The organism is Pseudomonas sp. BO3-4, from assembly GCF_034044115.1.
GTDB lineage: Bacteria > Pseudomonadota > Gammaproteobacteria > Pseudomonadales > Pseudomonadaceae > Aquipseudomonas > Aquipseudomonas alloputida.
Map to the genome: position 1 here is coordinate 633,462 of NZ_CP139018.1, position 11,934 is coordinate 645,395.

11 protein-coding genes are annotated in these 11,934 nt (G+C 64.4%); 3 read left to right on the plus strand and 8 right to left on the minus strand.

The window, feature by feature from the left end:
* Positions 1 to 54: 54 nt before the first annotated feature.
* Both pbpC and REH59_RS02880 read left to right on the plus strand, forming a co-directional pair.
* Positions 55 to 2,415, plus strand: coding sequence for a peptidoglycan glycosyltransferase PbpC (pbpC, locus tag REH59_RS02875; protein ID WP_320450384.1), 2,361 nt, complete (start codon positions 55 to 57; stop codon positions 2,413 to 2,415).
* 92 nt (positions 2,416 to 2,507) lie between these two features.
* Positions 2,508 to 4,172 (plus strand): ShlB/FhaC/HecB family hemolysin secretion/activation protein, encoded by a 1,665-nt coding sequence (locus tag REH59_RS02880; protein WP_128573760.1) that lies wholly within the window; start codon positions 2,508 to 2,510, stop codon positions 4,170 to 4,172.
* Positions 4,173 to 4,244: 72 nt separating this feature from the next.
* Here REH59_RS02880 and REH59_RS02885 read toward each other — a convergent pair whose 3' ends face one another.
* The 8 genes from REH59_RS02885 to REH59_RS02920 all read right to left on the minus strand — a co-directional run bounded on the left by REH59_RS02885 (position 4,245) and on the right by REH59_RS02920 (position 10,499).
* The gene (locus REH59_RS02885) at positions 4,245 to 5,021 is read right to left on the minus strand and encodes a response regulator transcription factor (RefSeq protein WP_128573933.1); all 777 of its coding nucleotides are present in this window, start codon (positions 5,019 to 5,021) and stop codon (positions 4,245 to 4,247) included.
* A 119-nt stretch (positions 5,022 to 5,140) separates the two neighbouring features.
* Positions 5,141 to 5,611 (minus strand): A24 family peptidase, encoded by a 471-nt coding sequence (locus REH59_RS02890; RefSeq protein WP_010951848.1) that lies wholly within the window; start codon positions 5,609 to 5,611, stop codon positions 5,141 to 5,143.
* Positions 5,612 to 5,915: 304 nt separating this feature from the next.
* Complete coding sequence (locus tag REH59_RS02895) at positions 5,916 to 6,485, minus strand: DUF4136 domain-containing protein (protein ID WP_012051095.1); 570 nt, start codon at positions 6,483 to 6,485, stop codon at positions 5,916 to 5,918.
* A gap of 19 nt (positions 6,486 to 6,504) precedes the next feature.
* A complete protein-coding gene (locus REH59_RS02900; RefSeq protein WP_014861044.1) occupies positions 6,505 to 7,140 on the minus strand; it encodes a DUF4136 domain-containing protein in 636 nt (211 codons plus the stop codon).
* Between the two features lie 22 nt (positions 7,141 to 7,162).
* Positions 7,163 to 7,912, minus strand: coding sequence for a methyltransferase domain-containing protein (locus tag REH59_RS02905; RefSeq protein ID WP_014861045.1), 750 nt, complete (start codon positions 7,910 to 7,912; stop codon positions 7,163 to 7,165).
* A complete protein-coding gene (locus REH59_RS02910; RefSeq protein ID WP_003255298.1) occupies positions 7,909 to 8,214 on the minus strand; it encodes a MazG-like family protein in 306 nt (101 codons plus the stop codon). Before REH59_RS02910 ends, REH59_RS02905 begins: the two co-directional genes overlap by 4 nt.
* Before the next feature lie 78 nt (positions 8,215 to 8,292).
* The gene (locus tag REH59_RS02915; RefSeq protein ID WP_047605346.1) at positions 8,293 to 9,144 is read right to left on the minus strand and encodes a MaoC family dehydratase; all 852 of its coding nucleotides are present in this window, start codon (positions 9,142 to 9,144) and stop codon (positions 8,293 to 8,295) included.
* A gap of 2 nt (positions 9,145 to 9,146) precedes the next feature.
* Positions 9,147 to 10,499: a 3-oxoacyl-ACP reductase gene (locus REH59_RS02920; RefSeq protein WP_014861047.1), complete on the minus strand. Its 1,353-nt coding sequence runs from the start codon at positions 10,497 to 10,499 to the stop codon at positions 9,147 to 9,149.
* A 117-nt stretch (positions 10,500 to 10,616) separates the two neighbouring features.
* Here REH59_RS02920 and REH59_RS02925 point away from each other — a divergent pair, with 117 nt between their 5' ends.
* A complete protein-coding gene (locus REH59_RS02925) occupies positions 10,617 to 11,894 on the plus strand; it encodes an acetyl-CoA C-acetyltransferase (RefSeq protein WP_014861048.1) in 1,278 nt (425 codons plus the stop codon).
* The last annotated feature ends 40 nt before the right edge of the window (positions 11,895 to 11,934 follow it).

The following is an 11,934-nucleotide window of genomic DNA, read 5'->3' on the forward strand; positions in this document are numbered from 1 at the left end:
GGCGAGGTTGTCGTCCCAAAGCCTTTGGCCATTACCTGGCCAGGTCGGTTCCCGATGCCAAGCTTAGCGCGACCACGGTGCCGTGCGGGCAGGTTGTTGCGTGCCACGCTGATCAGTCTGCTGGTGCTCGGCAGCCTGTTCTGGCTGGCTGATCGTATCTGGCCGCTGCCGCTGCCGCTGCCGGGTGATGACCTGGCCCGGGTAGTGCTGGCCGAAGACGGCACACCCTTGTGGCGCTTTGCCGATGCTGATGGCGTGTGGCGCTACCCCGTAAGCCCTGAAGAGGTTTCGCCGCTTTACCTGCAGGCTTTGCTGACTTATGAGGACCGTTGGTTCTACAACCACCCAGGGGTCAACCCGCTGGCATTGGTCCGCGCGGCCTGGCTGAACCTGCGCGGCGGGCGTGTTGTGTCGGGCGGCAGCACATTGTCGATGCAGGTGGCACGCCTGCTCGACCCGCACGACCGTACCCTGGTCGGCAAACTGCGCCAGCTATGGCGCACCTTGCAGCTGGAATGGCACTTGTCCAAGCGCGACATCCTGCAGATCTACCTGAACCGCGCACCTTTCGGCGGCACGCTTCAGGGCGTGGCGGCAGCCAGCTGGGCGTACCTGGGCAAGTCGCCCCTGCACCTGACACCTGCCGAAGCGGCACTGCTGGCCGTGCTGCCCCAGGCACCCAGCCGGCTGCGCCCGGACCGCCACCCCGAGCGTGCCCAGCGTGCCCGGGACAAGGTGCTGCAGCGTCTGGCTGAGTACCAGGTATGGCCGGCCCAGCAAATTCGCGAGGCGGCCGAGGAGCCGCTGGTGTTGGCGCCACGCCAGGAGCCGGCCCTGGCGCCATTGTTGGCCCGGCGCCTGAACAGCGCTGACAGCCCGCCGCTGATCCGTACCACGCTTGACGCTGCGCTTCAGCGGCGCCTCGAAGACTTGCTGCTGGGCTGGCGCGCACGGCTGCCGGAGCGTACCTCGGCCGCCATTCTGGTGGTCGAAGCGCAGAGCATGGCGGTGCGCGCGTACCTGGGCTCGATAGATTTGTCTGATGAGCGCCGCTTTGGCCATGTCGACATGGTGCGCTCGTTACGTTCGCCCGGCTCGACCCTCAAGCCGTTTCTTTACGGTATGGCGCTGGACGATGGCCTGATCCATTCCGAATCGCTGTTGCAGGATGTTCCACGACGCTATGGCGACTATCGCCCTGGCAACTTCTCCATGGGGTTCAGCGGGCCGGTGTCGGCCAGCTCGGCGCTGGCCCTGTCGCTCAACCTGCCCGCCGTGCAATTGCTGGAGGCCTACGGCCCGAAACGCTTTGCCGCACAACTGCGCATGGCGGGCATGCCGTTGATACTGCCACCCCTTGCCGAGCCCAACCTGTCGTTGATCCTGGGCGGTGCCGGCAGCCGGCTGGAGGAACTGGTCGGCGGCTACGCGGCGCTGGCGCGGGGTGGCAACAGTGCGCAGGTGCGCTTGCAGCCACAGGCCCCCTTGGTGGAGCACCGGTTGCTGTCACCGGGGGCGGCGTGGATCATCCGGCGTATCCTCAGTGGCCAGGCGCGCCCGGACCGCGACCCGCACGCCGAACTGGTGCAGCGCCCGCTACTGGCCTGGAAAACCGGCACCAGCTACGGCTTTCGCGATGCCTGGTCGATTGGCGTGGGGCCGCGTTACCTGATCGGCGTATGGATTGGCCGCCCCGACGGTACACCGGTGCCTGGGCAGTTCGGCCTGGCGTCGGCGGCGCCGCTGATGTTGCAGGTGCACGATCTGTTGAGCAATCGCGACAGCCAACGCGGCATCAGCGTCCCGGTAGCGCCGGTACCTGCGAATATCGGCGTTGCGGCGATCTGTTGGCCGCTGGGCCAGCCGATGAGCAAGCAGGACACCAACTGTCGGCGTCAGCGCTTTGCATGGACCCTGGACGGCACCACGCCACCCACCTTGCAGGCAGCCGACCAGCCGCTGGGCCTGGGCTTGCGCGAAAAAGTGTGGGTCAACGAGCAGGGCTTGCGGGTGGATGGTAGCTGCCCGGGCGCCAAGGCGCGTGACATCGCCCTGTGGCCGGCACCGCTGGAGCCTTGGCTACCCCGTGTCGAGCGGCGCATGGCACGTTTGCCGGCCATCGACCCGGCCTGCCCGCCGCAGGCGCCGGCCAGTGCACCACCGCTGTCGATTGTCGGCGTGCGCCCAGGCGACAATCTGCGCCGCCCGGCCACCAGCACTGAGCCGTTGCAATTGCAGGTCTCTGCCTTGGGGGGTGGTGGACGGCGCTGGTGGTTCCTCAACGGCCAGACGTTGGGTGAAACCCAGGGGCAGGACAGCCTGTTGCTGCGTTTGCCACAGGTGGGGCAGGCCGAACTCAGCGCGCTGGACGAAAGCGGTCAGACGGCGCGGGTGGCGTTCCAGGTCAGTGAGTAGGTGTTCGACGACAGCCGGGCCAGCACCTACGCTTGCAAGTGACGGGTGTGACCGGCTGGCGCCCCGCAACCCATGGGAACATGGAGTGCCCTATGCGTCCTCTGGTTGTGCCCCTGATGTTGCTGCTTTGGGCACTTGCTGCCCACGCCGAGCCGTTGCCGGGGTTTCTCGACAGCCATGAGTACGAGCGGCGTCTGCCCAGCGCCAACCTGCCGATGACGGACTACTCCCCTGTGAGCCCCCACATACGGCTGGCCGGGGCGGCTATCGACAACCCCGACTGGGCCCCGGCCAACACCCGGCTGGTACTGCATAAAGTGCGCTTCGAGGGCGGCACGGTGTTCCCCCTGGGCGACCTGCGCGAACACTATCAGCCGCTGATCGGGCGCGAAACCACGGTGGGTGAATTGCAGCAATACACCCAGCGCCTGACCCAACGCTACCGGCAGGAGGGCTACTTGCTGTCGTATGCCTACCTGCCTCCTCAGGATGTGGCCGATGGCAGGGTCAACGTGGTGCTGGTCGAAGGTTACGTACGTGATTACCGCGTGGACGGCGATATTGGGCCGGCCAGCGAGTATTTGCAGCAGCTGCTGGCGCGCATTGAGGCCGAGCGCCCACTGACCCGCGAAACGCTGGAGCGCTATCTGGGCCTGGCTACGCGCATGCCAGGGGTCGTGGTAGAGGCCGAACTGGCAATGGCGCGGGCTGCCGATGGTGTCGCCCAGCTGACCGTGCATGCACGGCGCAAGCCGCTCAGCGCCGCTGTGAGCGTGGCCGACTCCAGCCGTGATGCTGCACAGGCCCTGATCACCGTAGCCAGCAATGCCCAGACCCGCCATGGCGAACGTGTCAGGGCCAGCTGGCTGCTGCCCCCTGGCAATGACCGGGTCTACTACCAGCGTCTCGATTACAGCCAGTACCTGGACGCCGCCGGTAGCCAACTGCTGCTGTCGGCGTCGCGCTACCGCAGCGAGCCCGGCACGCGCATACGTTTGAACGATGGCCGCGATATCACCCGCGAGCACGACAGTGAGCGCTATGCGATCGGCCTGCGTCAGCCGGTGGTTGTCAGGCCGAATGAGTGGCTGGCGGTGCAGGGGCACGTGTACTCGGTCAGTGAGCATGATGAAGACCGGATGGCCGAGCAGCCATCGTCTCGCAAGTACGACACCTATGTGCGGGCGCTGTCATTCGAAGGTGACTGGCGCAAGGTGGAGCAGGGGCGTTTGCGTATCGTCAGTGCCGGGGTCCATCAGGGGCTGGACTACCTGGGGGCGCGCAGCGATGCTGACTACGATCTCGACTTCCTGCGCTTGCGGCTTTCCGGTTTGCAGAGCGACACCCTGTTGGAAAACGGGCAGGGGGTGGTGTCCGGGGCGTTGTACTGGAGTGATGATCGATTGCCCGACAGCGAGCGTGCGGGGTTTGGCGGGCAGCATTTCGGGCGCGGTTACCCGCGCGATCAGGCGGACGGTGACAAGGGCTGGGGTGTGGCTTACGAGCTCAACTACAGCGTGCGCAGTCGCTGGCTTGCGCGGGTTCAGCCCTATGCGGTGGTGGATACCGCTCAGGCCTTGCACAACCGGGGACCGGTGGAGGACGCCCATCTGGCGTCGGTGGCGCTGGGTGTGCGGTTAGGGGGTGGGCATGTGTTCAATGTGGCGCTGGAAGTGGCCAAGCCGTTGGCGGATGTGGCGCTGGATAGCCTGGACCGTGGGCCTCGGCTGTCGTTGAACCTGGCGATCCAGTTGTAGCAGGCAACTATGGGCTTGCAGGAGCAGCCTTTGCAGCACGAAGCCGCTCCAGATGGTAAGCCGAGCCTTCACTCAATGGGTCGTGAACCGCTGGTGCACGGGTGACGAGCTGGGGGTCAGCGCCAGAGCCAGCTGGGTGCGGTTGTGCATATGCGTCAAACGCAATACCTGAGACACATACAGCTTCACGGTGTTTTCGGTAATGCCCAGTTCGCAGGCGATCTGGTAATTGGTCTTGCCCTTGCCTACCAGGCGCGCTACTTCCAGCTGGCGTGGTGACAGTTTCTCGAACGCTGCTGGCAGCTCGCTTTCGCTTTCTTCTGCATCACTGGCACGCCGGTGGGTGCCTTGGCCACGGGCTTTTTCCAGGTCCTGATACAGTTCGTCCACCGACTCGGCCAGTTCCTGCAGGCGCTGGTTCAGCCCACCCAGGTCACGGAGGTTGCGCTGGCGCTCCAGCAAAGCCGCTTCTTGCCGACGGACGCCTGCCAGCAGTTCATCAAGGTCCATCGGCTTCTGGTAGTAATCGGCAAAACCTTCGCGTATCGCCCGGATCAAGTCCTGTTTCTCGGCCCGCCCTGTCAACATGATGGCTTCGAACGTGCGCTGGCTGCCGTTGATTTCCTTCAAGGCGCGCACCAGCTCGATGCCATCCCGATCTGGCATGTGCAGGTCACAGATGAGCAAGCCGATGGTCGGGTCTGCCACATAGTGCTCAATGGCTTCGTCGGTTGAGAGGGCTGTAACGCAGGTATAGCCCTTGGTTTGAAGGAATTCACTCAGCTGTTCGACAATGACCGGTTGGTCATCAACCACCAACACCTTTACTTCACTCACTGATCTGGACACGATCAACTCCCTGTTCTTATACGGCCCTGCTCCCGTGCCAGACGCTCTGGCAGCTTAAAAGTAGTCGCACTCAGCGAATATGTACAAGGCGTGTACAGGTTATCGGACCACTGGAAGGCTTATTGGATCCATACGGCCGTTAGAAGAAAACCTGATAACACATAGGGCACGAACGCCTGCTTGTCGCCCATTTCTTCGGTCAGGGCCTGCAAACGCTTCTTTACCTTGGGGTTGAGCAGCGTCCACAGGCGGCGGCGGGTCAGTAGCCAGACCAGTACAGTGACACCCGCGCCAATGAAGGTGCCGAGCACATATTGCGGGCTGGTGGCCAAGGCCAGGGCGCCCATGAGCTTGACGTCGTCGGCGCCGAAGCGGCCGAGCATGTAGCCTGGCAGGGTCAGCAGCATGACGATGGCCAGCGCCCAACCGGCCTCGCTGGCTTCGGCGCCTATCCAGCTGTGACCGGTGCTGAACAGCCAGGCCAGGGCGCAGCCAGCCGCCCCCAGGGTCAGCACGTTGGAGATCTGGCGTTGACGCACATCCTGTTCGGAGCACAAGGCAAGCCACAGCAGGAGAACAATGCTTTGCATTGGCAGGTCGCCTTTCCCAAATGTTGAACACTTCTACCCGGTCAGTCAGGTTTCCTTAAATGAAGATAGACGGGAACGTGCGGGGGAGTGCGGTTGGCATCGGAAAAAAGGCGTGCGTGGAATGGATTTTGTCGTAGCTGACACAGGCCAGGTCGGTGACGCAGTCGTACTCGGAATCGCCATCTATGTAGGCGTGCGTTCACCCGCGAACATCCGCAAAGCCGGTGCCATGCACCGGGTCAATTGCTTCGCGGGTAAACCCGCTCCCGCAGGGCCACGGTGCATGCAAAGCCGCGGTCCAACGCTATTTTTTGCTGCCCGGTGGGTAGTTGCCCAGCACCTTGGCCACGGTGTTGCGGATTGCGCTGTTACGTTCTTCCGGGCTTGGCGGGTAGTTGTTCATGATCTGCTCGGCACTGCCGCGCCATACCAGCTTGCCGTCACGCCCATCGAACATGTCGACCTGGATGGTGGCGACCTTGTAGTCGACACTGCGGGTTTCGTTGTACATCGGGCCACCCCAGTAGCCGCCCCAGTAGCCACCCCAGCCACCGCCGTAGTTGGTGGTGATCTGTTGTTGGCGCTGCTCCACGATCAGGTATGTGCGTACTGCCAGGTCGGGCCGCGCTCCGCCTTGTACCGGACGCAGGCCGCGCTGGTCGAGTTGGTCTGCCACCGCCTGGCGAATGCGCTGCTCGGTGAGGTCGCTCTTGATCCGCGGGTCATCCGGGCGGTACTGCAGGCCTGGCTCCTGCCATGCCCAGCTGCGGTAGGCGGCAAAATCGCGGCTGGCATCGAAATCCTGCTGGACGTTATTGCTCGAGCAGGCAGCGAGCACTAACGCGAATGACAGTAGAACGAGACGGCGCAACATGATGGTTCTCCGTTAGCTATTAACTGGGAGGATAGCCGCTGAGTGCCTTGTGCACAGAATCGCGCAAGGCACTTTCGCGTTCGCGGGGCGAGTCCTTGTTGCTGCTGCTTTCGGCGCTGGCGCTCCAGACCGGCTGGCCGCTGCGGGCGTCGTACAAGTCGATGCGCACCACCAGGACTTCGACCTCGTAGGTACGCACGATGGGCACGCTGGCATAGCCTCCATAACCGTGGCGGTAGCCGCCATAGCCGACCCCCCCATAGGGATACGGCCCGTAGTAGGGGTCGTAGGTGTCGTAGTCACGCACTTGGCGCAAGCGTTTTTCCAGGCGCATATCGGCGCTCACCAGCAAGTCGCCAGGGCCTGTGAGAGCGGGGCGCAGGCCATGCTGGTCGAGCGCACCGCTGACGGCATCGGCCAGTTGCGCCGGGTCGGCATCGACAGCGCCGCTGGGCAACTGGCCGTTGCGCCAGCTCCAGCTGCGGTAGTGCCCATAATCACGAGCGGGCGCAGGGTATGCACTGGCGTCGAAGGTGGTGGCCGCCTGGGCAGGGGCTGGTGGTAACGGGCGGCTGCTGGCCACATAAGGGTTGCTGCCCTGGCAGCCAGCCAGGGCAATGGGCAGCAGGGCCAGGCACAACAGACGGTACGGCATGTGTTCCTCCTGGCGCGGCGGATTAGCGGGGGCGGCAAACCCAGTGCAGGTAGCGGCCAAGCCCGGCGAAGGTGGGGTGGCGACGGTGGGCCAGTTCCATTTCCAACAGGTCGAGCAGCTCGGCCTTGCTCTGGAATTCCTTGGGCATATAGTCGTGAAACACCCGCACGCCGCTTTCGCTTTCAACCTGCCACATAGGCTCAAGTTGCGCCTTGAGTTCGCGTGGATCAAGCGGTTTCTGTGGGGTCAGGCTCTGCTTTTCACCTTCCAGCCGGTTGCTGCGCAACTTGCGGAAATGGCCCTTGAGCAGGTTGCGATAGACCAGTGCGTCGCGGTTGTAGAAGGCCAGCGATAACCAACCGCCGGGGGCCGTGAACTGGTGCAGCACCGGCAGGATGCTCTCGGGTTCGGCCAGCCATTCGAGCACGGCGTGGCAGAGCACCAGGTCGTAGCGCTCGGTCAGCTGACCGAGCAGGTCTTGCCAGGGCGCCTGGATGAAGGTCGCGGTCTGGCCGGCTTCGGCAAAGCGCGCCCTGGCGCCGTCGAGCATGGGCGCCGCGGGTTCGGCCAGGGTCAGCTGGTGGCCGCGCTCGGCCAGCCACAGGGCCATGTGGCCCAATCCGGCGCCGATGTCGAGGATGCGTAGCGGGCGGTCGGGTAGCGCTTCGGCCAGGTCGGCCTGCAGCACGGCCAGGCGGATCGCACCCTTGGCGCCGCCATAGATCTTTTCGGCAAAGCGAGTGGCCAGCTCATCGAAATGACGGTCGTTCATCGGGCGAAGCGCCTCTCGCTGTCGGCCAGCTTGGCACGCACCACTTGGTCCATGTCCAGACCCAGTTCGCTGCACAGCAGCAACAGGTAGAGCACCACGTCACCGATTTCCTGGCCGGCGTGGGCCAGTTTGTCGGCAGGCAGCTGGCGCGATTCGTCCTCGCTCAGCCACTGGAAGATTTCTACCAGTTCGGCCATTTCGACGCTGGCGGCCATGGCCAGGTTCTTCGGGCTGTGGAAGCCGCGCCAGTCATTGGTATCGCGGATCTGATGCAGGCGTTGGGTGAGTTCTTGCAGGTTCATCGGGGGTCTCCTATTGCTGCATAGCTTCTGCCCAGGCCCGATGCAAAGCAAGCGTATACCGCCAGGACAGGCCCGGCCCTACAGGCACTCCCAACGGCCGACCATATGCAGCACGTCCCCGTGCCCGTCCAGGCGCAGTTGGCCCGAAGGGCCCGCTTCACTGGCACTGAGCACCACCTCTGAAGGCAACCTGACCGGCTTGCGGAAGTCCACCTCAAAGGCAAAGCCACTGTGCGGCAAGTGCCCGCGCAGCGCGGCCAAGGCCATGGCCTTGGTCCACATGCCATGGGCAATGGCCGTTGGAAAGCCAAATAACCGCGCACTGACAGCACTGAGGTGGATAGGGTTGTAATCCCCGCACACCCTGGCATATCGCCGGCCGATATCACTGTCGGCATACCAGCGGGTGGCCTCGGGCAATGAATCAGGCGCCGTGTCGGCGGGCTCACTTGCCTCGCCTTCCAGGGTCAAGCCACGCACCAACATGCGGCTGGTCTCGCGCCAGAGCAGGCCGATGCCATCTTCAGCCTCGGTGACCAGGTCGAAGGTGCCACCTTTGGCATGGCGCTGCAGGTTGTGCGCGTACACCGCAAAACGCAGCCCTTCGACACCACCCAGGGGGCGCAGCACTTCGATGCGGTTGTGCAGGTGTACCAGACCCAGCAGCGGGAAGGGGAAATCATCGGCTGTCATCAGCTGCAATTGCAGGGCAAACGCCATCACATGAGGATAGGTCCCCGGCAGGCGGCCATCATCGGGAAAGTGGCAAAGCCTTCGATAGGCACCCAGATTGCCCGGTTGGACCCGCATGAAACAGCGCAGGCCATCGTCCGGCAGCCGGTCGCCGCTGATGGAGCGTTTGCTGGCTGCGCGCAGGTACAGGCTGGCGCGGGCGGCCGGGTTGTGCAGGTCGTGCCATTGTCGGCTCATGTTCAAGCCCCCATCAGTGCCTGGCCGCACACCCGCAGCACCTGGCCGTTAACCGACCCGGAGCCTGGCTGGCTGAGCCACGCAATGGCTTCGGCGACATCCTGCGGGCGCCCACCCTGGCCCAGCGAACTCAAGCGCCGGCCCGCCTCGCGCAGGCCCATGGGCATGGCTGCAGTCATGTGGGTTTCGATGAAACCGGGGGCGATGGCGTTGATGCTGCCACCGCGCTCGGCAAGCCGTGGCGCCCAGGCCTGGGCCAGGCCGATCAGCCCGGCCTTGCTCGCGGCATAGTTGGCCTGCCCGCGGTTGCCGGCAATGCCGCTGACCGAGGCCAGCAGGGTGATGCGCGCGTTTTCCCCCAGCGCGCCGTTGTCATACAACGCCTGGGTGAGCACTTGCGGTGCCTTGAGGTTCACGGCCAGCACGGCGTCCCAGTATTCCGGCGTCATGTTGGCCAGTGTCTTGTCGCGGGTGATACCGGCGTTGTGCACCACGATATCGATGCCGTCGGGCAGGGCCGCGAGCAGTTGCGTTGCCGCATCGCTAGCGCATATATCCAGTGGCAGTGCCTTGCCGCCGAGGCGTGCAGCGAGGGCGTCGAGGTCCTGGCTGGCCTGCGGTACATCCAGCAGCAGTACATCGGCGCCGTCCCGTGCCAAGGTTTCCGCAATGGCGGCGCCGATACCGCGCGCAGCCCCCGTGACCAGCGCACGGCGGCCGCCGAGTGGGCGGGTCCAGTCCTCCACCTGGCCGGTGCAGGCTTGCAGGCGCAGTACCTGGCCAGAGATGAAGGCACTCTTCGGCGAGAGGAAGAAGCGCAGGGCGCCTTCCAGCTGATCTTCGGCACCGGGGGTGACATACAACAGCTGGGCAGTGGCGCCGTTGCGCAGTTCCTTGGCCAGTGAGCGGCTGAAGCCCTCAAGGGCACGCTGTGCAACGCTGGCCAGTGGGTCGTCGAGGCTTTCCGGTGCACGGCCCAGCACCAGGACATGGGCGCATGGGGCCAGGCTGCGTAGCAGCGGCTGGAAAAATTCACGCAACTGCTTCAGTGCATCGCTGTCGGACAAGTGACTGGCATCGAATACCACGGCCTTGATTTTCGGCCCCAGGCCGGCCACCCAGGCTTCAGCCTGCAGGTTGTCGGCATTGAAGCTGTATACCTCGTCAGTGAGGCGCGGGGCGATGGCTTCGACCTGCGTCGCCAGTGGCCCGCCACCCAGTACCAGGGCACCTTCCACCGGCCGCAGGCGGCCAGCCTGCCAGCGCTCCAGTGGCGCCGGGCGTGGCAGGCCAAGGGCATCCACGAGGCGGCGGCCGAGATTGGAGTTGGCAAAACCGAGGTAGCGATCGCTCATGAGGGGTCTCCCGAAAGGCAAGCTTGAAAGTGTGGACCAACTTTGCGGCAGGGTCGTTCGAATGCGGTAAAAACACCTAGGCTGTACCGAACAAATTGTTTCAGGAGGAACACGCGCATGCGTTCAACTCGCCGGGTCGCGATCCTGGGCGGCAACCGGATCCCTTTCGCCCGCTCCAATGGCGCCTACGCTACGGCCAGCAACCAGGCGATGCTCACGGCCGCGCTTGAAGGCTTGATCGAACGCTATCGCCTGCACGGGCTGCGGTTGGGCGAGGTGGTGGCCGGTGCCGTGCTCAAGCACTCGCGCGACATGAACCTGACCCGCGAGTGCGTGTTGGGTTCGCGCCTGTCACCGCAGACCCCGGCCTATGACATCCAGCAGGCCTGCGGTACCGGGCTGGAGGCTGCACTGCTGGTGGCCAACAAGATTGCCCTGGGGCAGATCGACTGCGGTATTGCAGGCGGTGTCGACAGCACCTCCGATGCGCCGATCGCCGTCAACGAAGGCTTGCGCCATATATTGCTGCAGGCCAACCGTGGCAAAAGCCTTGGCGAACGGTTAAAGCCCTTCCTCAAGCTGCGGCCTCATCACCTGAAACCCGAGCTACCACGCAATAGCGAGCCGCGTACGGGGTTGTCGATGGGCGAGCATTGCGAGCGCATGGCCCACACTTGGCGCGTTGGCCGCGCCGAGCAGGACGAATTGGCGCTGCTTAGCCACCAGAAGCTGGCCGCTGCCTATGCCGAGGGTTGGCAGGACGACCTGTTGACGCCGTTTCTTTCGCTGGCACGGGACAACAACCTGCGCCCCGACCTGAGCCTTGAGCAGTTGGCCAGGCTCAAGCCAGCCTTTGACCGCAGCGGGCAGGGCACATTGACGGCGGGTAATTCCACGCCGTTGACCGATGGTGCTTCGCTGGTGCTGTTGGGCAGCGAGGCGTGGGCGCAGCAGCAGGGGTTGCAGGTGCTTGCCTATCTGGTCGATGGCGAAACCGCTGCGGTGGATTTTGTCACGGGGCGCGAAGGGTTGTTGATGGCGCCGGTGTATGCCGTGCCGCGCTTGCTGGCACGCAATGGCCTGACGCTGCAGGACTTTGACTACTACGAAATCCACGAAGCCTTTGCTGCCCAGGTGCTGTGCACGCTCAAGGCCTGGGAGGATGCCGATTACTGCCGTGAGCGGTTGGGCCTGGAGGCGCCGCTTGGCGCGATCGACCGCAGCAAACTCAATGTCAAGGGCAGTTCGCTGGCAGCCGGGCACCCGTTTGCGGCAACCGGTGGGCGGATATTGGCCAACCTGGCCAAGCTGTTGGCGACGGCGGGTAAGGGGCGCGGGCTGATTTCGATCTGTGCGGCAGGCGGGCAGGGGGTGACCGTTATCGTCGAGCGCTGAAGCACCTCCAGGGTAACTGCCGAGGCGGCGAGTGCCTCTA